Source organism: Streptomyces sp. NPDC052052 (assembly GCF_040680455.1).
Lineage (GTDB): Bacteria > Actinomycetota > Actinomycetes > Streptomycetales > Streptomycetaceae > Streptomyces.
This window is the reverse complement of sequence record NZ_JBFAWU010000007.1, coordinates 25243-47637: the sequence shown is the minus strand read 5'-3', so window position 1 is coordinate 47637 and position 22395 is coordinate 25243. Positions and strand designations below refer to the sequence as shown.

At 69.3% G+C, this 22395-nt stretch carries 21 protein-coding genes and 2 pseudogenes; 11 read left to right on the top strand and 12 right to left on the bottom strand.

The window, feature by feature from the left end; translation table 11 throughout:
* Positions 1 to 7 precede the first annotated feature (7 nt).
* Positions 8 to 616 (bottom strand): annotated as a pseudogene (locus AB0L71_RS10445) (ISL3 family transposase); the annotation flags it as partial.
* A 10-nt stretch (positions 617 to 626) separates the two neighbouring features.
* Between AB0L71_RS10445 and AB0L71_RS10440 the strand changes: the two are divergent.
* On the top strand, positions 627 to 770 hold the full coding sequence (locus tag AB0L71_RS10440) for a hypothetical protein (protein WP_365240987.1): 144 nt from the start codon (positions 627 to 629) through the stop codon (positions 768 to 770).
* Positions 771 to 958: 188 nt separating this feature from the next.
* On the opposite strand, the gene AB0L71_RS10435 is transcribed toward AB0L71_RS10440, so the two are convergent.
* Entirely contained in the window at positions 959 to 2227 is a 1269-nt protein-coding gene (locus AB0L71_RS10435; RefSeq protein ID WP_365240474.1) for an MFS transporter, read from the bottom strand.
* A gap of 126 nt (positions 2228 to 2353) precedes the next feature.
* Between AB0L71_RS10435 and AB0L71_RS10430 the strand changes: the two genes are divergently transcribed.
* Positions 2354 to 3289 carry a LysR family transcriptional regulator gene (locus AB0L71_RS10430; protein ID WP_365240472.1) on the top strand — a complete coding sequence of 312 codons (936 nt, stop codon included), beginning with the start codon at positions 2354 to 2356 and terminating at the stop codon, positions 3287 to 3289.
* A gap of 27 nt (positions 3290 to 3316) precedes the next feature.
* A complete protein-coding gene (locus AB0L71_RS10425; RefSeq protein ID WP_365240469.1) occupies positions 3317 to 3508 on the top strand; it encodes a hypothetical protein in 192 nt (63 codons plus the stop codon).
* Positions 3509 to 3902: 394 nt separating this feature from the next.
* Here the strand turns inward: AB0L71_RS10425 and AB0L71_RS10420 are convergent, their stop codons facing one another.
* Positions 3903 to 4529: an NAD(P)H-binding protein gene (locus tag AB0L71_RS10420; RefSeq protein WP_365240467.1), complete on the bottom strand. Its 627-nt coding sequence runs from the start codon at positions 4527 to 4529 to the stop codon at positions 3903 to 3905.
* A 267-nt stretch (positions 4530 to 4796) separates the two neighbouring features.
* On the opposite strand from AB0L71_RS10420, the gene AB0L71_RS10415 reads away from it, so the two are divergent.
* Positions 4797 to 5183, top strand: a complete 387-nt coding sequence (locus AB0L71_RS10415; RefSeq protein ID WP_365240465.1) for a helix-turn-helix domain-containing protein — start codon at positions 4797 to 4799, stop codon at positions 5181 to 5183.
* 68 nt (positions 5184 to 5251) lie between these two features.
* Here the strand turns inward: AB0L71_RS10415 and AB0L71_RS10410 are convergent, their stop codons facing one another.
* From AB0L71_RS10410 to gyrB, 6 genes are all read right to left on the bottom strand, one after another.
* Complete coding sequence (locus tag AB0L71_RS10410) at positions 5252 to 5779, bottom strand: tetratricopeptide repeat protein (protein ID WP_365240462.1); 528 nt, start codon at positions 5777 to 5779, stop codon at positions 5252 to 5254.
* A gap of 53 nt (positions 5780 to 5832) precedes the next feature.
* Positions 5833 to 6777 carry a 3-carboxyethylcatechol 2,3-dioxygenase gene (locus tag AB0L71_RS10405; RefSeq protein ID WP_365240460.1) on the bottom strand — a complete coding sequence of 315 codons (945 nt, stop codon included), beginning with the start codon at positions 6775 to 6777 and terminating at the stop codon, positions 5833 to 5835.
* Positions 6774 to 8519: a bifunctional 3-(3-hydroxy-phenyl)propionate/3-hydroxycinnamic acid hydroxylase gene (locus tag AB0L71_RS10400; protein ID WP_365240458.1), complete on the bottom strand. Its 1746-nt coding sequence runs from the start codon at positions 8517 to 8519 to the stop codon at positions 6774 to 6776. Before AB0L71_RS10400 ends, AB0L71_RS10405 begins: the two co-directional genes overlap by 4 nt.
* A gap of 18 nt (positions 8520 to 8537) precedes the next feature.
* Entirely contained in the window at positions 8538 to 9398 is an 861-nt protein-coding gene (locus AB0L71_RS10395) for an alpha/beta hydrolase (RefSeq protein ID WP_365240456.1), read from the bottom strand.
* A 106-nt stretch (positions 9399 to 9504) separates the two neighbouring features.
* Positions 9505 to 10185 carry a helix-turn-helix domain-containing protein gene (locus AB0L71_RS10390; protein WP_365240454.1) on the bottom strand — a complete coding sequence of 227 codons (681 nt, stop codon included), beginning with the start codon at positions 10183 to 10185 and terminating at the stop codon, positions 9505 to 9507.
* A 270-nt stretch (positions 10186 to 10455) separates the two neighbouring features.
* Entirely contained in the window at positions 10456 to 12495 is a 2040-nt protein-coding gene (gyrB, locus tag AB0L71_RS10385) for a DNA topoisomerase (ATP-hydrolyzing) subunit B (RefSeq protein ID WP_365240452.1), read from the bottom strand.
* A gap of 493 nt (positions 12496 to 12988) precedes the next feature.
* On the opposite strand from gyrB, the gene AB0L71_RS10380 reads away from it, so the two are divergent.
* Positions 12989 to 13261 (top strand): hypothetical protein, encoded by a 273-nt coding sequence (locus AB0L71_RS10380; RefSeq protein WP_365240450.1) that lies wholly within the window; start codon positions 12989 to 12991, stop codon positions 13259 to 13261.
* Between the two features lie 54 nt (positions 13262 to 13315).
* On the opposite strand, the gene AB0L71_RS10375 is transcribed toward AB0L71_RS10380, so the two are convergent.
* Entirely contained in the window at positions 13316 to 13912 is a 597-nt protein-coding gene (locus AB0L71_RS10375; RefSeq protein ID WP_365240448.1) for a CGNR zinc finger domain-containing protein, read from the bottom strand.
* Positions 13913 to 13950: 38 nt separating this feature from the next.
* Here AB0L71_RS10375 and AB0L71_RS10370 point away from each other — a divergent pair, with 38 nt between their 5' ends.
* The 5 genes and pseudogenes from AB0L71_RS10370 to AB0L71_RS10350 all read left to right on the top strand — a co-directional run bounded on the left by AB0L71_RS10370 (position 13951) and on the right by AB0L71_RS10350 (position 19377).
* Entirely contained in the window at positions 13951 to 15207 is a 1257-nt protein-coding gene (locus AB0L71_RS10370) for an MFS transporter (protein WP_365240446.1), read from the top strand.
* Positions 15208 to 15516: 309 nt separating this feature from the next.
* A pseudogene (locus AB0L71_RS10365) lies at positions 15517 to 15894 on the top strand (hypothetical protein); the annotation flags it as partial.
* Between the two features lie 48 nt (positions 15895 to 15942).
* The gene (locus tag AB0L71_RS10360; protein ID WP_365240942.1) at positions 15943 to 16455 is read left to right on the top strand and encodes an NUDIX domain-containing protein; all 513 of its coding nucleotides are present in this window, start codon (positions 15943 to 15945) and stop codon (positions 16453 to 16455) included.
* Between the two features lie 126 nt (positions 16456 to 16581).
* A complete protein-coding gene (locus AB0L71_RS10355; protein ID WP_365240444.1) occupies positions 16582 to 18813 on the top strand; it encodes a helix-turn-helix domain-containing protein in 2232 nt (743 codons plus the stop codon).
* 6 nt (positions 18814 to 18819) lie between these two features.
* Complete coding sequence (locus AB0L71_RS10350; RefSeq protein ID WP_365240442.1) at positions 18820 to 19377, top strand: XRE family transcriptional regulator; 558 nt, start codon at positions 18820 to 18822, stop codon at positions 19375 to 19377.
* Positions 19378 to 19541: 164 nt separating this feature from the next.
* Here AB0L71_RS10350 and AB0L71_RS10345 read toward each other — a convergent pair whose 3' ends face one another.
* Entirely contained in the window at positions 19542 to 20312 is a 771-nt protein-coding gene (locus tag AB0L71_RS10345) for a hypothetical protein (protein ID WP_365240440.1), read from the bottom strand.
* Between the two features lie 245 nt (positions 20313 to 20557).
* A complete protein-coding gene (locus tag AB0L71_RS10340; RefSeq protein ID WP_365240438.1) occupies positions 20558 to 21544 on the bottom strand; it encodes an alpha/beta hydrolase in 987 nt (328 codons plus the stop codon).
* Between the two features lie 145 nt (positions 21545 to 21689).
* On the opposite strand from AB0L71_RS10340, the gene AB0L71_RS10335 reads away from it, so the two are divergent.
* Positions 21690 to 22319: a helix-turn-helix transcriptional regulator gene (locus AB0L71_RS10335; RefSeq protein ID WP_365240435.1), complete on the top strand. Its 630-nt coding sequence runs from the start codon at positions 21690 to 21692 to the stop codon at positions 22317 to 22319.
* The last annotated feature ends 76 nt before the right edge of the window (positions 22320 to 22395 follow it).

Sequence of the window (22395 nt, the reverse complement as noted above, 5' to 3'; positions counted from 1 at the left end):
GGCCCTGCCACAGGTGGAACCGGTCGGCGACCTGCAGAGCGTCGGGGGCGCCGCGTCGGGCGCCCTCGGCGTAGGCGCCTGCCCGGTCTCGGCAGATGATCTCCACGCCGGGATGGCGGATCAGCCACGCGGCCAGCGGCGTGGCTTCACGGGTCGGTAGCACGTCGATCACGCGATGGTCTTCGATGCTGGTCAAGACGGTGGAGTAGGTCTGGCCGCGGCGGATCGCGAAGTCGTCCACGCCCAACACGCGCGGCGTGCTGAACCACGGATCGGGCAGTGCCATGACCCTGCGTAACAAGGTCATCCGTCCCGCGCCGAAGCCCAGCTGGGCCGCCAGCCGGGCGCCGGCCCGCCCCGCCAGGGCGAGCCCCACTCGCTCCAGGGCGTGGTTGAACCGTGCGTGCGGGGCGGCCAGCTGGGAGAACGGTTCGGCGAACGTCCGGCGTCGGCAGCCAGCCGATCCGCAGATCAAGCGCCGGACCGTCAGCCGGATCACCAGGCCCTGCTCAGCGAGTGGGAGGTCCTTCAGCCTGCGCTGGTAACGGTCGTGGACTCGGTCTGAGAAGCGGCCGCAGTCCGGACATGCGGCCCCAGCCGCGCGGCCTTTCGCCACCACCTCGACCGTGCCGAACGCGGCCGTAACCGCCTCGACCTCCACATCGGCGATCCCCTCGAACACCAGCGAGTCCCAGAACGGCGCATCGGTCTGCATGACCAGCACCATCACCGTCCACAACCACCCGCAGCAGCGGTCGGCACACACCTGATGGAGCGTCAATATCGATCCTCGGACGACACGGCGTACGCCGTCTCACACCAGCCGGTCCCCTCGCAATCGAACGCCGAGGTAACGCTCCGCGACGGCTCCCCAAGATCTGTGCCAGAGCCCGAAACTCACCTACACAGCCAGGGTGCGGATCCTCCACGAGCGCCGGCACCCGCCGGTGGCGGCCCGTCATGCGCGGCTCGGTGTCGACTGCGGCTCGGGGAGGGGCGCCTCCGCCCGACGGGGGAGTAGCAGCGGGGTCGCCAGCAGGAGCACGCCGGCCAGGCCGATGGCCGTGCGTGGGCCGAGCAGGCCGCCCAGCACGCCCCAGACGGCCGTCAGTAAAGCCGTGGAGACCTTGGTCGTCACCGCCCAGGCGGAGAGCGTCCGGGCGGCCCGGTCGGTCGCGGTGCGCTGGAGGCGGTAGGTGGCGCAGACGGGGTTGAAGATCCCGCAGCACAGGATGAGCCCGAGCTCCGTGCCCATCACCAGCAGCAGTCCTCCGGTGCCCGGCCCCAGGAAGGCCAGGCCGATGGGCCAGATCGCGCGCAGCGTACCGGCCGCGACCAGGACCTGGTGCTGCCCGAACCGGGTGACGAGCGGTCGGGCCAGCCGTGAACCGAGCAGCCCGCCGACCGCGGGTGCGGCGAAGGCGAGGCCGTACTGCCACGGTGCGAACCCGAGTCGGCCGAGCATCAGGACGGCCAGCAACGGCTGGGCGGCCATCACCAGGCCGTTGAACAGGGCGGTGTGGAAGAACAGCGGACGCAGCGTCACGTCGGAGAGGATGAACCGCCAGCCGTCGAGCAGGTCCCCGGCCCGCATGTGCATGGCCTCCCGGGCCTCGGGCGGTGGTTCGTGCCTGCCCATCGCGCGGAGGCCCAGGGCCGAGAGCAGGTAGCTGACCGCGTCGGCCACCACCGTTGCCACCGGGCCGAGGAGCCCGGTCAACGCGCCGCCCAGCGGCGGTCCGACGATCGTGGTCGTCCAGGTCGTGGACTCGAACCGGGCGTTGGCGACGAGCAGGTCCTCGGCCGACAGCAGCGTCTTCAGGTATGCGCCGGAGGCGGCGCGAAAAGTGATGTCCGCCGCCGCGACGACGACCGAGACCAGCAGGAGCTGGACGAAGGAGAGCACGCCGAGCGCGAACGCGGCGGGAATCGTCAGAAGCGCCGCGCACCGCACCAGGTCCATCCCGATCAGTACCGGCCGCTTGCGACGGAACTCCACCCACGGGCCGAGTGGCACCGCCACGACCGCGCCCACCGCAGCCCCCGCTGCGGAGAGCGCCGCGACCTCGGCCGGTCCGGCGTGCAGCACCTGGACGGCGATCAACGGGAACGCGCCGAAAGCCAGCCACGTTCCGAGCGCACTGGTCCCGTACGCTCCCCAGAGCCACCCGAACCGCCACCCCAGCCGATGTCCGAGCAGCTGTCCCAGCCGGTGCCCGCTCCGCATGCCCGCCCCTCTCACTCCGTACAACCGATTGGCGACCGGAAGCATCAAAGCGAGCACCCTGCCTGGGGATCAAACAACCGCAAGGCGTCGGCACACAACCAATGGTTGTTCCCCTAGGGTGTCCCCATGGACCTCGACGCCGTCCGGACCTTCGTTGTCGCCGCCGACGCGGGGCGGTTCCAGGAGGCCGCCGCCGAGCTGGCGGTCACCCAGCAGGCAGTCTCCAAGCGCATCGCCGCGCTGGAGCGCAGTCTCGGGGTGCGACTGTTCGTCCGCACCCCGCGTGGCGCCGAACTCACCATCGACGGGCAGGCGTTCCTGCCCCACGCGCGCGAGCTGCTGCGCGTCGCCGAGCGTGCAGGCGCGTCCGTGCGCACCGGCCGCCGTCCGCTGCGCGTCGACGTCATCGCCTCGCGCAGCGCGCAGTCGGGTCTGATGCGCGGTTTCCACCGCGCACACCCCGGGATCGACCTCGACGTGCTGATGCTGTTCGACATCGAGACCGCGGTCGCCGCCGTCCGGTCCGGTGCGATCGATGCGTCCTTCCGCGCTGTCGGCGTGCCCGGCCGGCCCCTGCCCGAGGACATCGAGTCCGTGCGGGTGCTCGACGAGCCGCTCCAGCTCCTCACCGGCCCCGCTCACGCGCTGGCGGGCGCCAAGGCGGTGCCCCTCGCCCAGCTCGCCGGGCACCGGATCTGGATGCCCGGCATCGTCCCCGGTACCGAGTGGGCCGCCTACTACGACGATCTGGTCGCCGAATTCGGCCTCACCATCGAGGCGACCGGCCCCAACTTCGGCTCCGACGCACTCCTCGACACCGTCGCCGACACCCCGGCCCTGGCCACCTTCATGGGCGGGGACACCCGCCTCATCTGGCCCTCCGGCCACGGCCTGCGCCGCATCCCGGTCATCGACCCGACACCCGTCTACCCGCACTCGCTCCTCTGGCACCGGGACAACCCCCACCCCGCGCTGACCACCCTCCGCACCCACCTTGCCGCCACAGCAGCCGGCCACGGCGCCGCCGGGACCTGGGTGCCGGACTGGGCAGTCCGGCGCTGAACGCCGCCGATCCGGAGAGCCGGCGCCATGGGTCGGAAGCCGGGAGGTGCGCGTGACCATCGGCCAGTCCGGCCGAATGTCGCCGCGTTCCTCGCCAGCGACCTCTCCGGCTACGTGAACGGCCTGATGATCCCTGTCGACGGTGGCGCCAGCGCGATGACGCAGAGCTCGTTCGCCAAGGACATCCTCGAAGTCCGCGACGCCTTCATCGCCGGCTGAGCCGACGACGGATGGTGGTCCACCGGTTCCGCCGTGGGCGCAGGCGGAACGCAGCCGCCACGTCTCATGACGACCGGCGAGCGTCACCGCCATCCCCATGACGGCCTCGGCAGCCGGCGCCGCAACCCTGCCGCAGACGCCGGCTGAGGGACGTAGCTGCGAACACCACGATGCCGGTGAAACCAGGTCACGGTACGGGGCGTTGGCATCGGGCGCCGCTGTCCGAGCCTGTGATGCCAACCGGCACGGCGGAGCCCCGGCGCGCCCGTTCCCGGAGTGAGCTGCCCCCCGACCTCGCGAACTCACTGTGGAATCCGGGCCGTTGCCCGGCCACAGGCATGATCGCCCCATTGGGGCGGCACCCCGTGCCCCGGGCTGTCGTGGACCGAGGGTGTCACGCCTCCCGCACACTGACGGCGGCCCGGTGATGGCGGGGCGCCTCGATCTCGTCGATCAGCGCGACCGCCAGGTCCGCGTAGCTGATCCGGCTGGCCAGGTCGCCGTGCTCGGCGATCCGGTACCGGCCGGTGCGTGCGCCCTCGTCCGGGTCGAAATGGCCCGCCGGGGCCACATACGCCCAGTCCAGGGCGCCTCTCCGAAGCTCGTCGAGACCCGCCGCGTGACCGAGGGAGAACGAACGGAACTCGTTCGGGTGGCCGGGCTCGTCCATCAGGGGAACGCCGGACGCACCCGGCATGACCGAGGCGAGCCCGACCACCACGAGGCGCTGCACACCTGCGTTGGCCAGGCCGGTGGTCAGGGCACGGGACGACGCGGTGAAGAACTCGTGCGGCGGCACGGAAAGGTCCGCGGCGGCACTGACGGCGGCATCATGTCCGACGGCAGCATGCTCGATGCTCGCCGAATCCGTGACGTTGCCCGCCACGACCCGCACGTCGGTCAGATCGCTGTGCCCCGCAGGGTTGCGTACCACGGCGGTGACCCGGTGTCCGCGTCGGTACGCCTCCGCGACGGCCTGCCGCCCGGCCCGGCCACCGGCGCCGAAGACCACGATGTTCATGATGAACCCCCTCTCACCGAGACCGGAGCCTGTGAGCTCCAGCCATGTCCCGGAGGTTATCGAGGGCTCCGGTTACCACGGGGATACCGGCCAGGTCCTGTTCCGTCGCCTGTCGCGGGTGCACGACGACGGTCACGGCACCTCGCCGCATGGCCGGGACGCCCGCATGCAGCCCGTGTGCGGACGCTCCTCCGCCTTGCCATGCACCGCATCCGGACCTGTACGCCGACCCGCCAGGGATCGCGGTCCGGCCCTTAGGGTAGGGCCATGAGGCAACCGTTACCCGCCGACATGTTCGACGAACTCTGCCCCTCCTCACTCAATCCGATCCGGTTCGGCGACAAGTGGGCAGCGCTCATCATCCGCTGTCTCGAGGACGGGCCGCGCCGGTTTTCCGAGTTGCGCGTGCCGCTGAGCCGGGTCACCCCCAAGGTCCTGACCCAGTCGCTGCGTTCCCTCGAACGAGATGGCCTGGTGAAGCGCACTGTCTACGCCGAGGCCACCCCGCATGTCGAGTACGAACTGACGCCGCTGGGCCGCAGCATGCTCCGGCCGATAGCGGTTGCTTGCGCCTGGACGGCGAAACACTGGGACGAACTGCTCGACGCCAGGGAGTCGTACGACAACGCCACCCGCGTCGATCGCGCCGGATGACCAGGCGGCCGGTGGTCCTGCGCTGCAGAAGGAGGCCAGGGTCACCGGGACGAGGGAGCGAGACGGGGTCAGCCGTCGCTCTCCACGAGATCGAGGTCCTCGGCGTAGTAGGCGATGGCCTTGCGGAAGGCGTGGACGCCGGGGTCGGTGCTGGACTCGGCGAGGAGCGCGAGCAGGGCGCTCATGGCCTCGTGGTGGGCGCCGGTGTTGTACCGGGCCATGGCGAGGAACACGGTGAGCGCGCCGTCGCCGGGGTGCGCGACGAGCCCGGCCTCCAGGGTCGTGACGGCTTCCTCGTACCGGCCGAGGATGCGGTACGTACTGCCGAGCCCGAGATACACCCCGTGACGGTCCTCGACGTCGAGCGCCTCCGCCCCCGCGAGCGCGCGTTCGTAGAAGGGCACGGCGGCGCCCTCGCGGCCGAGCACGTCGTGGGCCCAGCCGGTCTGGTACGCGATCAGCGGGTCCTCGGGGTACGTGGCGCTGAGCGCGAGCAGTTTCTCACAGGCCTCCTCGGCCGCACCGCCTTCACGCAGCCGGACAGCGGCGTGGAGACGGTCGAGGGCTTCGGGCGGCAGGGGCGGTGTGGCGGTCATGAGGAGGATTGTTCCAGTCGGCCGGACGGCTCCTCTCCACCGGTCTCACCTTGTCAGAGGTCGGATCGGGCCATCATCACGCCGAAGCCGGCGATGTACTCCCGGATCGGCCGGTAGAACGAGTACTCCGTCCGGTACGGGCCTGCCGCACCGAGCGCGGCGAAGGCGGCGACCCAGGTGCGGACCTCGTGTGCCGAGTTTCCGGCGTCCTTCGCCATCTGCGACGGCGTCATCGAATCGATGGGGGAGAGATCGCCGGACGCGAGCACCGCCATCAGGGTCTGGTCCCACTCGGGGTTGAGGTCCCGGATGGTGGCCGTGCCCGCCGTGAAGGCCTTGGCGGTGTCGATGACCCGCTGCTGTCGGGCGTCGCGGGCGGCAGCCGTCGGGTGCCTGCCGTTGAGCAGCAAGGCGCGTGCGGCCTCGTCAGCGGTGGCCCACTGCGGCACCGGCGGATCATGGGAGAGGCCGCCGGATCCGATGACGAGCACGCGCTCGTCCTTGAGGGAGGCGAGGTATCCGCCTATCGCCTCACCGAGTCGGCGGATCCGGCGCATCTTCACGAAGGGCTTCGCAACACCGTTGACGAAGACAGGGATGGTCGGGACGGTGTCGATGCCGCCGAAAAGGATCTCCAGCGGCTGGACGGCGCCGTGGTCGACTTCCATCCGGCGGGAGATGGCCACGTCGACGTCCTGGTCCGCCACCCACTGGGCCAACTCCTCGGCGCGTGCAGCCGGTACGTCCAGCGGGCCCTCGGTGGTGCCGTAATCGCCGACACCAAGAGCCTCGTAGCCGATACAGAAGGGCGGCATCAGGTCGTAGAAGAAGCCGTTGTAGTGGTCGGGTGCGAAGGAGACGACCAGCGTCGGGTCGAAGTCCTTCACGAAGGCGCGGGCGGTGCCGAACGCCTCGTCGACCGCGTCGGTGACCTCGGCGGGCGGCTCGGCGTACTCCAGCAGCGGGCTGTGCGACATGGTGACGAGGGCCAGGGTCATGCCGGTATTCCTTCCGTGACGAGTGTCTGCGCGGTCTCCTCCGCGGTGTCGACGGCGGCGAACGATCCGGCCGCGGCGACGGCGGCGAGGGCCTTGGGCGCCTGGACGGTGAGGGACGCCGCGGCCACGAAGCGGTCGGGCCGCAGGACGACGAGGCCGCAGGCGCGGACGTCGAACCAGTCCTTGAGAGCCCCCGTGGTGTCGCCGACGACAGTGACCGGGACCGGCGAGTCGGCGTACTGCTTCTCGGCCCAGGCACGCTGCGCCTCGGGCATGAAGGAGACGGCCTTGATCCGGTGGCGGCGGACCAGTTCGAGGTCGGCGGGGGAGAGGTAGGCGGTTGGGTTGCTGCCCCAGGTGGCGAGGGTCCACCAGTCGCCGACCACCTCGTCGAGCAGGACGTCCGTGGCCTGGGCGGTGTTGACCCGTGGCTGGATGAACTGCAGGCCGACCGGGGAGAGTTCACCGGCCGAGTCGACGAACGGTGCCAGCCGGCCCCGCTTGAAGGCGGCCTCCGCCGTGCCGGGGGCGAGTGTCGTCTGGTCGACCACGACGCCGGCGGTGTAGCGCGGCATGGGCTTGAACCGCAGCTCGGTGAAGTAGGACTTCCACTTCGGCATGACGTTGAGGGCCGAGGCGGCGACGTCACGCAGCTTGCCCGAGACGCGGCCCATCTTCATCACCGTGCCGGCCGCCATGTTCACGTCGATCATGTCCGAGGCGTGCTTGCGGCGTTCCTGGGTGTACGTGTCCAGAAGGGAGTCGCCGGCGTCGCCGTTCAGGACGGCGGTGAGCTTCCAGGCGAGGTTGGTTGCGTCGCGGATGCCGGAGTTCCAGCCCTGCCCGAGCCAGACCGGCATCAGATGGGCGGCGTCGCCGGCGATGAACACGCGACCCCTACGGAAGTCGGAGGCCACACGGCCGTGGTGGGTGAAGGTGCGCTGGTTGATGACCGTCAGGGCCGCCGGGTCGGGGACGTGGCGTTTGAGCAGTGAGTGCATGAACGCGGGGTTGTCGACCAGTTCGGTGGGCTCGTCGTCGTGGAGCATGAACTCCCAGCGCCGCACACCCTGGGGCAGTCCGATGGACACGTAGGGGCGGCGGGGGTCGGCGCCGAGGTAGACCGACGGGGTGCCGATCGGGTCGTTCTCGACGTCGACGACCACCCAGCGGGTCGAGGGCGACTTGCCCTCGAACTTCGCGCCCATCCATTTGCGGGTGAAGGAGCTGCCGCCTTCGCAGCCGACGGCATAGCGGCCGGTGACGGTGATCGTGCCCGTGACGTTTCCGTCGGCGTCGAGTTCCTCGGCGGTGACCGCCACATGGTCTCCGCGGTCCTCGATGCCCGTGACGCGGTGTCCGAAGTGCAAGGTGGCGCCGGGGAAGCGGCCGAGACCGGCGGCGAGCTCCTGGTCGACCAGTGGCTGGATGAATCCGTGCTTGCGCGGGTAGCCGAACTCCTGCGTCCTGGGATCGTTGGTGGCGAGCACCTGTCCGCTCCCGTTGACCAGCCGCACCACATGGTGCGGAACGGTGTACGGCTGGATCTTCTGCCACAGGCCCGTTGTGCACAGCGTGCGGATCGACTCGTCGTCGAGGCCCACGCCACGGGGGTAGTCGATCAGTTCGTGGCGGGCTTCGAGGACGGCGGCCCGGTGGCCGCGTACGCCGATCAGGTTGGCCAGGGTGAGACCGACCGGTCCGGCTCCGATGACAACGACGTCGGTGTCAAGAGTGGTCATTTGCTGTGTCCGATCGAGTCAGCTGTGCGACAGGAAGCCCACGACGAGGCGGTTGAACTCGGCGGCGTGTTCGATCATCGCCCAGTGGCCACAGTGGTTGAGCAGCATGAGCCGTGAGTTCGGAATGTTGGCGAGGAGCCACAGGCTGACCTCGTAGTGCAGGACCCGGTCGTCCTTGCCGTGGATCAGCAGGGTCGGCACCTTGATACCCGGGATCTTGTCGCGGTCGACCTTGACCGGGATCGGGGCGCCGTGCGCGAGACCCTCGACGTAGTTCTTGAGGTGGTCCGGCCGGGCAAGGGCAGCCTCCGAGCGCGCCCGGGTCAGCTCCGGGGTCGCGAAGCGCTCCTTGTCGTACGTCATGATCTCGACGAGGGCCTTCATGTTCTCGGGGCTCGCGTCCTTGTAGGCCTTGACGATCACTTTCAGGCCTTCACTAGGCCCGTCGCCCGCCCCGAAGAGACTGGCGGGACCCCGGCCGAGCGAGGCGCCCATGGTCACCAGGTGGGTGATGCGCTCGGGGTGCAGCGTGGCGAAGCGGATCGCAGTGTGGGCGCCCATCGAATTGCCGACGAGAGCGGCCTGCGGAAGACCGAGGGCGTCGAGGAATTCCACGAGGGTCCCGTCGTGGTCCATGTCGACGGTCGCCTGTGCATCGGAGTCGCCCCACCCCGGCATGTCCGGGGCGATGACACGGAATCCGGCCTCGGCGATTGCCCCGATGTTGCCGTAGAAGTTCGACCACCCGGTTGCGCCGGGGCCCGAGCCGTGCAGGAGGACGACGGGCGTGGCATCGGCCTCTCCTGCCTCGTAGTAGCGCATGCGCATGCCCGAGGGCAGCACGATGTCGCGCGTTGCGGATTCTTTGGTGATGACCATGACCTGACTCCTTCGTGCACTATTTGCACGGTGTTGCTTTTTATTTGCACGCCCTAAGTCGTATGGAACGCGCGCGGCAGAGGAATGTCAATAGCGGGGTTGCTGCTCAGGCGAGTTCGCTGTGGATCCTTGCGGCGGCGGCCAGGAGAGCCGGCGCGGCCCGGTCGGCGATCTCGGGGCGGTAGGTGATCAGGTTCAGGCAGGCGGGTGGGAGTCCTTGGATCGCGATCGGCACGGCCACGCCGTAGGCGCCGGGCTCGACTTCGCCGAAGGTCGCGGCGAAGCCCTGTTCCCGTGCCTCGGTCACGTTCGCCGCCTCGCCGGGCGACGGTGACTGTGCGGCGAGCAGGGCGACACCTGCCGAGCCGCGGCCCAGCGGATGCCGGCTCCCGGCCTTGAAACTGAGCAGGTAGGACACCCCGGGCGGCTCGACCACGGCGAGGGCCACTGCGTGGCCGCCCTCGCTGATCAGTAGCGAAACCGTGGCGCCCAGGTCGGCGGCGAGTTCCTGCATCACGGGGGCCGCTGTGGCGCGAAGGGTCGCGTGAATGCCCATGGCGAGCCCGGCGAGCGCGGTGCCGGTGCGGTACCGGCCGTCGTAGCCGCGCGTCACGAAGTGGAAGTCCGCGAGGGTCTGGAGCAGCCGTGACGCGATCGACCGGTGTACGTCCAGTTCCCCCGCCACTTCCTGGATGTTCAGGCCGTCGTGCGCGGTGCTGACGAGCTGCAGGGCGCGCAGGCCGCGGGCGAGAGTCTGGGTTCCGGCGGCGCGGGGGGAATTCGTCATGCGCCGAAGCCTACGGCCGGGGCCGTTGTCGCCCGCCCCCGGTCACGCATGCGCCCGAGGTCAGAGGCCCGGTCCAGAGCACCCGCGGCCCACGAAGTCGGCGTGATGCCGAGCATGGTGCGGGAGGGTTTCTCGGACCGGACCTCGGAGACGAGAAGGCGGGGGACACCCGGAGGACTCGAACCAGGCTTCGCGGGCGGCACACCAACGACTGTCCTCGTAAGGGCAGCGGCTTCAGCCGGCCCGGGCGCTGCGGCCGGCGCCGACAGATCAGATGTCGAGGAAGCGGACATCCTTGGCGTTGCGCTGGATGAAGTGGCGGCGTGCTTCGACGTCCTCGCCCATCAGGACGGAGAAGAGGTCGTCGGCGACGGCTGCGTCGTCGAGGGTGACCTGGCCCAGGACCCGGTGTTCGGGGTCCATGGTGGTCACGCGCAGCTCCTCGGCGTTCATCTCGCCCAGGCCCTTGAAGCGCTGGATGGAGTCGTCCTTGACGCGGCGGCCGGCCTGTCGGCCCCGTTCGATGAGCAGGGTGCGTTCGCGGTCGGAGTAGGCGTATTCGACGTGGTCCCGGCTCCACTTGATCTTGTAGAGCGGGGGGCGGGAGAGATGGACATGGCCCTCTTCGATCAGCGGCCGCATGAAGCGGAAGAGGAAGGTCAGCAGCAGGGTGTTGATGTGCTGGCCGTCGACGTCCGCGTCCGCCATCAGGATGATCTTGTGATAGCGGAGCTTGGCGATGTCGAAATCCTCGTGTACACCGGTGCCGAACGCGGAGATGATCGCCTGGATCTCCTGATGGTGAAGGATCTTGTCGATCCTGGCCTTCTCGACGTTGAGGATCTTGCCGCGGATCGGGAGGATCGCCTGGTACTGCGGGTTGCGGCCGGACTTCGCCGAACCGCCGGCGGAGTCGCCTTCGACGATGAAGATCTCCGACTGCGAGGGGTCGCTGGACTGGCAGTCGGCCAGCTTGCCCGGCAGGGCCGCGGACTCCAGCAGGCCCTTTCGGCGGGTCAGGTCGCGCGCCTTGCGGGCGGCGATCCGGGCTGTGGCCGCCTGGATGGCCTTGCGTACGATGTCGGCCGCCTCGTTCGGGTGGCGGTCGAACCAGTCGGTCAGGTGCTCGTGCACGACCTTCTGCACGAACGTCCGCGCCTCGGTGTTGCCGAGCTTGGTCTTGGTCTGGCCCTCGAACTGCGGCTCGCCGAGCTTGACCGAGATGATCGCGGTCAGGCCTTCACGGATGTCCTCGCCGGCGAGGTTGCCGTCCTTGTCCCGCAGCAGCTTCCTCTCCCGCGCGTAGCGGTTGACGACGGTGGTCAGCGCGGTGCGGAAGCCCTCCTCGTGGGTGCCGCCCTCATGGGTGTGGATGGCGTTGGCGTACGAGTAGACGCTGTCGGCGTACAGGCCATTCCACTGCAGCGCGACCTCGACCGACTGCAGCCGCTCGGTGTCCTGGGCGCCGATGGAGATCACTGAGGGGTGGACGGGCTCGCCCTTGCGGGCGTTGAGGTGGGCGACGAAGTCGGTGATGCCGCCGTCGTAGCGGTAGGAGACCGTCTTCGCCGCCTGCTCCTCGGCAGTGCCCGAGCCGGCTTCGTCGGCCGAGGTCGTGGCACGCGCGGACGGACGTTCGTCGGTGAGGGTCAGGGTGAGCCCCCGGTTGAGGAACGCCATCTCCTGAAATCGCCTGGCCAGCGTCTCGAAGGAGTACGTGGTGGTCTCGAAGACCGCACCGTCCGCCCAGAAGGTCAGCGACGTGCCCGTCCGGGAGGTGGCTTCACGGCGGGCAAGCGGGGCGGTGGGGGCGCCGTCCCGGTAGTCCTGCGTCCACCGGTGGCCGTCGGTCCAGATCTCCGCCGACAGCCGGGTCGACAGGGCGTTGACCACCGACAGGCCCACACCGTGCAGACCGCCGGAGACCGCATAGCCCCCGCCGCCGAACTTCCCGCCCGCGTGCAGCACGGTCAGCACGACCTCGACGGCCGGCCGCTTCTCCACCGGATGGAATCCCACCGGAATGCCTCGGCCGTTGTCGACCACTCGCACGCCGCCGTCGGCCAGGATCGTCACGTCGATCCGGTCGGCCACCCCTGCCAGCGCCTCGTCGACGGAGTTGTCCACGAGCTCCTGCACGAGGTGGTGCAGCCCTCGCTCGCCCGTGGAGCCGATGTACATCCCAGGCCGCTTGCGAACGGCGTCGAGACCGTCCAGGACAGTGATCGCGTTGGCGTCATAGGGCGCGGTCCCGGCAGCACCGGTCTGCTCAGACCCGTAGGCTTCGGTGCGAGTGTCGTAAGTGGTCACAGATGCTCTCTTTCGGGCATGACAGACCGCGCTCCGGCACCGCGGTGCGGGAGCGGCCGGACATCTGGCGGGAACGGGGTACGGCAGCGCAAACAGGACCCCTGGGCTCTCGGAGCTCGGGACCGGTGACTGCAGGAACGATGTGCAGGATATCGAAGATGTCTCTTGCGTTCGGGGTGAGGAGATGCCTGTATGCGTCTGTGGCCGCCTTTCACCCCTCGGTCGATGCCCCCCCTGCGCCACGCCCATCAAAGTGCGTCAGCAGGGCGTGTGGTGGTGTTCCTGGCTCCTTGGTGCGCCGGGTCGCAGACGCTTTCTTCGGAGTGGCTCTCCGCGCTCGTCAGGCGCGCTGCGCCAGACCGCCGGCTAGCGGCCCGTCAGGGACTCTGCCCGGCGGACGGCTCCTGACCGGAGGTGCCTCCAAGCGTGTGAGGCCGCCGCTGGGCGACGGCGATGGCCGGCCTCGGCGTACTCGATGAGGAGTGGCTCGACCGTGGTGCCGACTCGTGGAGAACGTGAACTGCAGGCCCGGCCGATGCTGCTGTCGGGCCCTCAGCTGAAACGCGGGCGCCGGCCGCGAGGTGAACAGCGGCACCGGCTCCAGATCCCGAGCGGCCACGGCGACCCCGTCGCCGTCGAACCGTCAAGTCTCACCCGCCGCCCCAGCTCACACGCGTCCGAGTCCATCCTTCCCGCCTCCGCGTACCCCTCACGCAAGCAGGCCGCCGCCCCGTTCGTGCCCTGCGTACGTGACCTGCCGCAGTGAAGGTTGGGCGATTCACGTCGAAGGCTGAGCGATGTTGCGCCGGATCTGCACGCTCTATTTGGTTTCGCTTCGCTGCTCGGCGGTGCGGGAACGCCGATGGGCTGCGACTCGTTCGCGGGTCGCGCATCGGCGGGAGCAGTAGCGGCGTTCCGGGCCACTGCCTTGGGTGATGAAGACGTTCCGGCAGCTGGGTGATGTGCAGATCCTGCCGGGCGGGCGTTGGCGGTCCCAGATGAGGACGGTCAGGGCCATGCAGGACGAGGCGAGGAGCCACTCGTCCCAGGGCGCGTTGTCGTCGTGGTCGAGGTGCGGATGCCAGGGGGTGCTGCCGCCGTGCGAGGTCAGGCGGAGCGGTCCGGCGTGGTCCTGCAGGAGGCGGTTGAGGGTAGCGGCGGCGCCGTCGGCGTTCTCGGCGGCGAAGACCTGCCGCAGCAGGGTGGCCGCTGCAACCATCCTGGCGACATCGCGAGGGGTGAGGTCGATGGGGTCGGTCTCACCGTATGCGCGGAGCACATCGGCGACCTCTGCCGGGTCAGGCCTGTTGGCGGTGAGAGCGTTGATCAGGGCGGCAGTTCGTCGGGCCGTGGTCAGCACGGAGTGCCGCGTGGACCAGTCGTCGCTGCGGGAGAGCACCTGTGGAATGTAACGCATCTTGCTGAGGTTTGAGTTACCGCCGTAACGTCCCGCTGATGAGAAGCCGTTACCCACTCCGTTGCTATCTCGCCGGGGCCGTTGCAGCTCGTGCCGGAGACGAGATGTCAGGACCGGCGCTGATGCTGGCAGGATTTGCCCTGGCCGGATCGACCGTCCAAGCGTCGTCGCTGCTTGCGGGCATCACGATCACTGCCGCGGTAGGTGGGCCCGTGCTCGGGGCGCTCCTCGACAGGTCAGGACGGCCGGGACGTCTGCTGGCCGGGGCCCTCGTCATGTATGCGGCGGGGCTGGGGATGATTCTCGTAGCACTCGGCCGGTTACCGTTCGTCGTCACCATCCTGATCGCCGTGGTGACAGGACTGCTGGGGCCTGCCCTGTCGGGCGGATGGACGGCCCAGCTACCCCGTGTGGTGCTCGGTGACCGCCTGCCGCGGGCGAACGCGCTCGATGCCATGACGTTCAGCGTGGCGAGTCTGGCCGGTCCGGCTCTCGCCGGCGGCGTGGCGGAGGCGTGGGGAGCCCCGACGGCCGTGGTGGTCGCCGTGGTGCTCATCGCCTTGGCGTTGCCCGCTGCGTGGATGCTGCCCGCCCGTTCCGGTCGGGCGCCAGGGGCTCAGACGACTTCGGTGATCAGCGACCTTGCTGCCGGAATGCGGGTCATCGCCGGAAGGCCGGCATTGGCCCGAGCGACCCTCACCTCGGTCGTCTCCTGCATCGCCCAGGGCATGCTGATGGCGTGCATCCCGCTCCTGGGTGAGCGTGTCCTGGGCGGGGCCGGCCGCGGCGCGGTGCTGCTTTCCTGCGCGGCGATCTCCGCCTTGGCGGCCAACGCCGTACTTGCCCGGTTCCCGCGTTCGGTCAGCCCCGACACGGTCATCTGGGCCGGCGCTCTTGTCCAGGCTGCCGCGTTGATCCTGGCGATGGGGGGCCGACCCCCTGTACTCATCGTGGCCGTAGTCGTCACGGGGATCGGCGAGGGACCCCAACTGGCCGCCTTGTTCGCAGTTCGCCACCGGGAGGCTCCAGAACACTTGCGGGGCCAAATCTTCACCACCGGCGCCAGCTTGAAGATCACCGGATTCGCCCTGGGGGCGGCGGTTGCCGGACTGGTCGTGACCTGGTCTGTGCCTGGCACTTTGGCGCTCGCGGCGAGTGTGGCGGTCTTCGCGGCAGTGGCCTTCTTCGCGATCCCGTCGGCAACCGCCCATGCGCCCGAGGATCGCGCGATGGCGGCTCGAACGGTCTCATCGAAAGGCTCGCCCTGCCCCGGAGAAGAACGTAGGAAAGGTTGAGTCACCGCTCCTGGACGCCGCCGTTCGAGGACCCCCGGCGGAGCCCCGCCTTCTTGCTTAGGAAGTGGGGCCTGTTGCCGCAGGAGGTAGAGCATGTCAGTCGTTTGTGGTTCTTGCGTCCCGGTTCCAGGGGGGCTGCGTCATGCACAGGTTGCTGCCTGGGCAGGTGGGCTCGCCTCTGTCGAGGCGTCTACGGATGTTGGTGACCTGTCGCAGTGAAGGTGAAGCGTTCTCACCGAAGATTGAGCGGATGGTCTCGCGCGGCAGCGCCTCAGGCCATTGTCAGTGCTTGCAGGCAGGATCACGGGCATGACGCCGTTGCTTCTTTCCGACATCGAACGAGCCGTTCGCAGCAGCTGGAGTGCCGAGACGTGCACGCCTGAGTTCCGATCGCGCTGGACCGAGGACAACCCGGCTCGGGACCAGTGCGGGGTGACTGCCATGGTGCTGAATGACCTGCTGGGAGGCGAGCTGATCCGCGGGGAGGTCCACGTCAACGGCGAGCGTGTGGACTACCACTGGTGGAACCGTCTGGGCATGGGCATTGAGGTCGATCTCACCCGCGAGCAGTTCGGGCCGGAGGAGACTGTCACTGGCGGCGTTGTCATCCGCCGCCCGCCCGTGACCGAGTGGCGCAGGCTCCGTGAGGAGTATGAGCTTCTCCGTGACCGGGTCCTGGAGAAGCTCAATGGGCAGCAGGCATCCGCCTCTGTGGCCGTGCCTCGGCAGCCACGTGTGGAGCTCGTGAACGAGAGGGTCGAGCGTGTTGACGAGCAGGACCAGGTCGTGGCGGTGGTCGACCGAGGCGAGGCGGTTCGCCGTGGCTGGTTGCATCGGATTGCCGTGACGGTATGCCGGGATCGGGAAGGCCGGATCCTCGTGCACCGTCGTTCCGAGCACGTCGATCGGTTCCCGGGGCACTACGAGGTGGCGTCGGGCGGTGCCGTTGCCCCGGGTGAGTCCTACGAGGAAGCCGCATCGCGCGAACTGGCCGAGGAACTGGGTGTTCGAGCGCCGGTCCGCTTCATCGTGAAGTTCCTGAACCGCAGCGGGCTCAGTCCCCATTGGCTCGCCGTGTACGAGGCTGTCCTGTCCGACAACCTGTGTCCTGACCCCGACGAAGTGATGTGGCACGGCTGGCTGTCGGAGCCCGAGCTCCTCAGGTCGATGCGGGAGAACCTGTTCACTCCGGATACCCATGACGTTATGAGTCACTACCGTGCCGCCGTGGAGGGGGGAATCGTCTGATCGCCTTGGTCCTCCTCGTTTTGCCACCGCATACCTTCGATGCGTGACCTCTCACAGCGAACATTGTGTGCGATTGATGTGCGATCAAGGCGTGTTCAACGAGCGAATCGATGCGCGAGGCGGGTAATGTGTCCATTGGAGGTGATCTCTGTGGCCACAGAGAACGAGCTGTTCGGTGCCGTCGATGCGCTGCTGGAGCAAGTGGCGCAGGACGGCCTGCCTGCCCCCGCCGAGTGCAAGAGGCTGCGCGAGGCCGCTGGGCTGAGCCAGGCGCAGATCGCCGATGCGCTGGGCACCCGCCGCGAGGCGGTGGGGAACTGGGAGACCGGGAAGACCGAACCACGGCCGCCGAAGCGTGCCGCCTATGCCCGCCTCCTGGAGGGCCTCGCCGCACGGTTCCCCGCCCCTGAAGCTGCGTCCGACCCGGTTGTGGCGCAGGCAGTCCCGCAGACGGTCCCGGAAGGGATCGCCGACCCGGAGCCGGGCCCGGAGCCGGCCCCGGTGTCCGCGGCTGCCCCGCCGCCCCGGCCGACGGCAAGCAGCACCACCAGGCCCTCCGGATCGTCGCGCCCCGCGGGTGCGAAGAGAGCGGTGAAGAGGGCGGCCGCCCCGACGGCGGCAGCGGACCCGCGTTTCGAGAACGGCCCGCTCGCCGTGGTCGACACCGACACCGAAGGCCAGGTCCTCGCGTACTGCGTCGGCGGTCTGGTCCTGGACGTGCCGGCCAAGTCCCTGCCGTCACTGATCGAATGGACACTGTCCGAGGCCCGGCTCGGACAGGCCCGGCTGCACCGCAACGGCCGCGACGCCGACCCGGTCCTCGTCCTGACCCCGGCCGCGCTGGATCGCTACGGCCTGCCCGCCACCCTGTCGGAGGAGGAGCGGCGCGCCGGACGGCTCCCGGACAGCCACAAGGTGGTCAAGCAGCTCACCAAGGCCAACTGGCAGCTCACTCAGCGCGGATTGGGGCCGTGGGCGCGGATCTACCGTCCGGCCGAGGGCTCCAAACGCAACTGCGTCCAGCTGTGCATCCCGGCCTGGAACGCCCTGGACGTCCGCGAGTGGGACCGCAGGGACGATCCGGTCCTGCCGACGATGCACCCGGCCGACCTCGCCCGGTACGTGGGCGCGTACGCGCAGCGGGTCATGACGCCGCGCGGCACCACGGCCGTCACCGGACTGGAGCTCATGGTCGGACTGCGCCCGCCGACCCGGGCGGAGAGGGACGAGACCACCGGCGAGTTCAAGCGCGCGTTCAACTTGGACGCGCTCACCGCCGTGTACGACGTGGTGGAGTGCGAGGTACCCGACGAACACCCGCTGTTGAAGGGGAAGTTCGCCCGGCACCACCTGCGCACCCCGGCCGAGATGCTGATGGAGGAACCGTACGACTGGTGCCGGCCCCTGACCGACGAGGAGTGCATGAACCCCTTCCTCGTCGCCATCGATATCAACATGTCGTTCGCCGCCGCCGCGAATGGGCTCACCGTCGGGCTGAACGGACCGACCCACCTGACCGGCGGCCCGGCCTTCGATCCGGCACTGCCCGGCTCGTGGCTGGCCGACCTCTCGCATGTGGACCTGTCCCGCGTGGAGATCAACGGCCGCACCGTCGACGGCGACCTGCTCCCGTCGCCGTTCACGCCGAAGGGCGACCGCCCGACCGGCCCGGCCTGGTACGCCACCCCGACACTCGCCTACGCCCAGGAGCTCGGCTTCGACGTCGCACCGATCGAGGCGTACGTGCGCACCCGGACCGGGCGTTATCTGGACGGCTGGTACAAGCACCTGCGTGACGCGTACGTGGCCACGATGGCTGACCTGGGCGTCACCACCGATCTGGGCGGGGCCGAGTTCCTGGAGGCGATGGCCCGCTCCAAGCAGATGGATCTGGTCATGAACCTGCTGGCGGGTGCGATCAAGGCGACCGCGAAGGGCGGCATCGGCAAGCTGAGGCAACGCAACCGGGGTCAGGTGCCGTACTACGAGCCGTGGCCGGCCCTCGCCCGGGAGACCTGGCGCCCCGACATCCGGGCCGCCGTGCTCGCCAACCAGCGCATCGGCCTGCACCGCAAGCTGATGAAGACCGCAGCCGCGGCAGGCCTGTACCCGGTCGCGATCGGAACCGACGCCATTGTCTACCCCTCGCCCGGCCCGTCCCCGCTGGATGTCCTGCCGCACACCGGCGAGGGCAAACCGGTGCCGGGTACGTTCCGGCTCGGGGTGTCGCCCGGGATGGTCAAGCACCAGGGCACCCGGACCGTCCTGTGGGCCGAGGAGCGGTTCGAGGAGCACGGTGGCGTGTTCAACGTCTCCAACCTCATCAAGACCGACTCGACGGCTGGGGAAGGGGAGTAGCAGGTCATGGTCGACTCGTTCGGGGACAGTCTGGACCGCGCGCTGGAAGGGGCGTTCACCCGTCGCATCCCGCGGAGTGCCCAGGCGCAGATGAAGTACCTGGTCAAGCAGCTCAGGGGCACCAGGGCGGCCGCTCAAGTACTCGGGATCTCCCAGCGCACCGTGGAGCGGTACGTCGCGGGCACGCTCAAGCGGCCCCGCCCCGAACTGCGCGGGCGTATGGAGCGTGAGGTCAGGAAGCGATGGCAGCCGCAGGTGCGGGCCAGGGCCCGGCAGAAGGCGGCCTCCACCGATGGCCTGGTCGTCTCCACCCGCGCCCGCTTCGGGTTCACCGCCGCGCCGGGCACCACCGACGACGCCCGCACCCGTGACATCACCCAGGCCCTGCCGCCCGTCTACGCCGACCGCCTGTTCACCGCCCGGGAGCAGGGCGCGGGCGAGCAGCAGCTCCAGCGGATCGCGGCCGAGGGCCTCGCACAGATGTACTTCCGCGCGAACAACACCCGTGCGGACGGCCTGGGCGTGGAGTTCACCGACGTGGAGCACATCGAGATCGAACTGTGAGCCCGTCCAGGCAACGGGGTTTCAGACCGTGGCCGATGAGCCGACGCACGGTAGTTGTCGCATAGGCATGCTTGTTGTCGTCGGCGTAGTGGAGTACGTGCGGTGCGACTTGAGCCGGGACACGGTAGCTGGAACCGGGCCGCGCTTGTTGGAACCGAGGGAAGTCAGAGCTGTGTAGCGAGACCTGAGTCATCGTTCGCGCACGCCAGTTCTGTGAGCATGGGGCGTAGGCGGGCGGCGAGTCCCGGATTCGATAGTCCGAGCTCGTCCGTCACGATGTTGATGGTGGCGCGCAGGGCACGGTGGAGTTCCGGTTCGGCGAGTGAGCGCACGAGCGTCGTCTCCAGCGGTGCCGTCAGGTCATCGGGCAGGAGATGGGCTCCCTTCCCGTAAGCGGCGGGATAGCCCAGTCGTAGGCAGGCCAGGGTGATCGCGTGGTCACGCATGGCGCTTATCCAATGCTCGGCCTGCCACCAGCGGCTGCGCTCGATGCAGACGCGGGCGTGGAGAGCGTGGTGCCAGACGAGTCCGATCAGAGTGTCACGGTCGGGAGCCGTAAAGGGCTCAAGTGGTTGCGTCTGGCCGAAGATCGTCAGCCATTGAGGTCCCCGCGGGCCGAACGCCGCCTCCGGTGCGAACGTCATGTCGATCTCCAGCCAATCAGGCAGGAGGAACACGCGGATGATGTTCGGCCCGGCAGACAGATCCCAGTGGTGTTGCGCTCCGAGCTCGTCGTAGAGCCAGCTTGTCCATTGGTCCAGCGTTGTGGTGAGTTCGCCGCGGACGGCCAGGACCAAGTCGGTGTCCGACCAGCGGTCGCTTTCACCGTCGGCGTGTGAGCCGGTGAAGGCGGCACCGACGATCGTGTCGTCTGCTTCGGCGCGCGCGATCAGCTGCTCTCGGACGCGGTCCCGCTCTTCGACGGTGAACATCATGCAACTCCCTTGTTCAGCATCCGTACTGGTTCCAACAAGGATGGCAACTCACCGCAGGTTGTGGCCATTTGATTCCAACCAGCCTGTCCCGCAAGGCCCGAATCTCCACGTCACTGCAACCTCGCGGTTCCAACTGCCGTGTCTCGTCACACGACTGTTCGGCATCACCGAGCAGACCGGCATGTGCTACCTCGGCGCGGCCCACCTGAAACGCACCGCCAAGCTGCTCAGGTAGACCGCCTGGTTCAGCTCTGAATCGTGGCGAGCCAGTCGGTCAGCAGGCTGTTGACCTCGTCGGGGCGTTCCTGCTGGATCCAGTGGCCGCAGCCTTCCAGGAGGTGGGAGGCCGACAGGCGGGGGAGGGTGGTGGGGTAGGCGTCGATGGCGTCGGACATCCAGGTGGTGGAGGCATCCAGGACGCCGCCGATGAACAGGGATGGCTGCTCGATCGGGGCTCCGCGGTGTGGGGCGAGGTCTTCCCAGTCGCGGTCCATGTTGCGGTAGCGGTTGAGGGCGCCGGTCAGGCCGGTGCGCTCGAACTCCCCGGCGTAGACGTCGAGGTCCTCCTCGCTCAACCATGCCGGGAGCGGGCCGGCGGGGAAACGGCCGCGCAGCTGACAGCCCAGGGCGACGAAGTGCGGGTCGGGCTCGCCCTCGGCGGGCATGGTCTCGGCGGACAGGGCCGCGTAGAAGCCTGCGAGCCAGCTTCGGACGTCGGGCTCGATCTCCGCCTCGGCACGGCCGGGCTCCTGGAAGTAGGAGACGTAGAACTCCTGCTCGGGGCCGCCGATCTGGCCGAAGATGTCGGTGGGGCGGGGGCCGCCGGGCGGCGCGTACGGGACGCTCAGCAAGCCGACCGCGCGGAAGACTCCGGGGTGGAGCAGGGCGGAGGTGGCGGCGATGTTGGAGCCCCAGTCGTGGCCGACGATCACTGCGCTCTCCTCGCCGAGGGCGCGCACGACGGCGACGTTGTCCTCCACCAGGTCGAGCATTCGGTAGGCGTCGGTCGCGGCGGGCTTGGAGGAGCGGCCGTAGCCACGCACGTCGATCGCCACTGCCCGGTACCCGGCCGCGGCGAGGGCCGGGAGCTGGCGGCGCCAGGAGTACCAGGACTCGGGGAAGCCGTGCACGAGCAGGACCAATGGGCCGGTGCCCTGCTCTACCAGGTGCAGGCGCCCGGCAGAGGCCTCGACGGTGCGGTGGCGGAGTGCGGTGGTCGGCTCGGATCGCATGGGGGACTTCTCCTCGGTTCGTGGGTGGCCGGCGGGAACCCATCGATCATGCGACGCTGCGTCCACTCGGCGCGATCAGCGTTGCCATTCTGGCAAGGTTGCAGGACAGGGCGGCGAAGCGGCACGGCGGGAAGGAACGGGGACGATGACAGGTGACGACGTGACCCAGACGCTGGCGGCGATGGGGCCGCGGCTGCGGGTCGTGCGCGAGCGCCGTGGCGTCACACTCGCCGATGTCAGCTACGCGACCGGCATCTCGCCCAGTACGCTGTCGCGGATCGAGACCGGCCGGCGCAAGCCCACCCTGGAGGTGGTGCTGCAGCTGGCGAAGGAATACGGAGTCGCCCTGGAGGAGCTGGTCGGCACCGCGCCCGCCCCTGCGGCCGAGCCCCGCAGCACGGCGCCGCACAGCTTCGGCGACGACAAGGCGGTGTTGCCGCTGACCCGGTACGTCGGCGGCCTGCACGCCCACAAGCACGTCCTGCCTGCCGGCGCGGAGCCGCCTGGGCGGCCCCGACAGGTGTCCCACAAGGGCTACGAGTGGCTGTGCGTCCTGTACGGGCGGTTGTGGCTCGCACTCGGCAACCAGGACCTCGTCCTGACGTCAGGGGACGTCGTCGAGTTCGACACCCGCACCCCCCACGGAGTCGCGAACGCCGGATCCGCCGGACCGGTCGAGTACCTGATCATGTTCGGGCCGCAGGGAGAACGTCTACGGCTGCGCACCCCTCCAGCCGCTGGTCGCGGGACTGGTGACAGAACGGCTGCTGAATGATCAGTTATGACAAGCCGCGTGCGTCGTCGGTGACAACCACGCTGCTTCGGGCGGCTCCTCGGCTGGCTTCGCGGTC

Excerpts from the sequence above, each read along its gene's own strand:
- AB0L71_RS10435 (WP_365240474.1), bottom strand. The coding sequence starts at position 2,227 with ATGCGGAGCGGGCACCGGCTGGGACAGCTGCTCGGACATCGGCTGGGG.
- AB0L71_RS10430 (WP_365240472.1), top strand. The coding sequence starts at position 2,354 with ATGGACCTCGACGCCGTCCGGACCTTCGTTGTCGCCGCCGACGCGGGG.
- AB0L71_RS10425 (WP_365240469.1), top strand. The coding sequence starts at position 3,317 with ATGGGTCGGAAGCCGGGAGGTGCGCGTGACCATCGGCCAGTCCGGCCG.
- AB0L71_RS10420 (WP_365240467.1), bottom strand. The coding sequence starts at position 4,529 with ATGAACATCGTGGTCTTCGGCGCCGGTGGCCGGGCCGGGCGGCAGGCC.
- AB0L71_RS10415 (WP_365240465.1), top strand. The coding sequence starts at position 4,797 with ATGAGGCAACCGTTACCCGCCGACATGTTCGACGAACTCTGCCCCTCC.
- AB0L71_RS10410 (WP_365240462.1), bottom strand. The coding sequence starts at position 5,779 with ATGACCGCCACACCGCCCCTGCCGCCCGAAGCCCTCGACCGTCTCCAC.
- AB0L71_RS10405 (WP_365240460.1), bottom strand. The coding sequence starts at position 6,777 with ATGACCCTGGCCCTCGTCACCATGTCGCACAGCCCGCTGCTGGAGTAC.
- AB0L71_RS10400 (WP_365240458.1), bottom strand. The coding sequence starts at position 8,519 with ATGACCACTCTTGACACCGACGTCGTTGTCATCGGAGCCGGACCGGTC.
- AB0L71_RS10395 (WP_365240456.1), bottom strand. The coding sequence starts at position 9,398 with ATGGTCATCACCAAAGAATCCGCAACGCGCGACATCGTGCTGCCCTCG.
- AB0L71_RS10390 (WP_365240454.1), bottom strand. The coding sequence starts at position 10,185 with ATGACGAATTCCCCCCGCGCCGCCGGAACCCAGACTCTCGCCCGCGGC.
- AB0L71_RS10375 (WP_365240448.1), bottom strand. The coding sequence starts at position 13,912 with ATGCGTTACATTCCACAGGTGCTCTCCCGCAGCGACGACTGGTCCACG.
- AB0L71_RS10370 (WP_365240446.1), top strand. The coding sequence starts at position 13,951 with ATGAGAAGCCGTTACCCACTCCGTTGCTATCTCGCCGGGGCCGTTGCA.
- AB0L71_RS10355 (WP_365240444.1), top strand. The coding sequence starts at position 16,582 with ATGTGTCCATTGGAGGTGATCTCTGTGGCCACAGAGAACGAGCTGTTC.
- AB0L71_RS10350 (WP_365240442.1), top strand. The coding sequence starts at position 18,820 with ATGGTCGACTCGTTCGGGGACAGTCTGGACCGCGCGCTGGAAGGGGCG.
- AB0L71_RS10345 (WP_365240440.1), bottom strand. The coding sequence starts at position 20,312 with ATGATGTTCACCGTCGAAGAGCGGGACCGCGTCCGAGAGCAGCTGATC.
- AB0L71_RS10340 (WP_365240438.1), bottom strand. The coding sequence starts at position 21,544 with ATGCGATCCGAGCCGACCACCGCACTCCGCCACCGCACCGTCGAGGCC.
- AB0L71_RS10335 (WP_365240435.1), top strand. The coding sequence starts at position 21,690 with ATGACAGGTGACGACGTGACCCAGACGCTGGCGGCGATGGGGCCGCGG.